This is a genomic window from Streptomyces doebereineriae, assembly GCF_031845645.1.
GTDB classification, from domain to species: domain Bacteria; phylum Actinomycetota; class Actinomycetes; order Streptomycetales; family Streptomycetaceae; genus Streptomyces; species Streptomyces canus.
The window spans coordinates 1-401 of the sequence record NZ_JAVREZ010000533.1; the positions used below are offsets into that span (position 1 = coordinate 1).

Consider the following 401-nt stretch of genomic DNA (forward strand, 5'->3'; position numbering starts at 1 on the left):
GCTCGCCGCGCGCGCGGTGGTCGGCGCGGGTGACGCCGGAGCACGGGACGTCGGCGCAGTCCAGCCCGTCGCCCTTCGAGCGGATCTCGATCTCCCCGTCGAAGGAGCCGCCGGGGCCGAACGGCACGGCCAGTTCGCCCTCGTACGGGTCGCCCGGAGGCACGATCCACTGCGAGTTCTTCGAACCGCCGCTCATGTCGGCGCCGCCGAGGCAGGGGGAGGGGACCCGGTTCGCGCCGTTGTCCTTGCAGAGCGCGACGTAGATGCCGGTCGTCAGCCCGTACCCCTCGCCGGTGACCCGGATCTTCTCGCCCGCCGGGTCGAGCCCGGTGGTGGCGGAGACGGTGAGCTTCTGGCCCTTGGGGCCGGTGGCGCTCTTCGGGGCGGAGGCGTCGGCGCTG

Annotated in this window: 1 pseudogene; it reads right to left on the reverse strand. The window is 74.1% G+C overall.

Annotated elements, in window-relative coordinates:
- Positions 1-401: pseudogene (locus RNB18_RS53130) on the reverse strand (hypothetical protein); the annotation flags it as partial.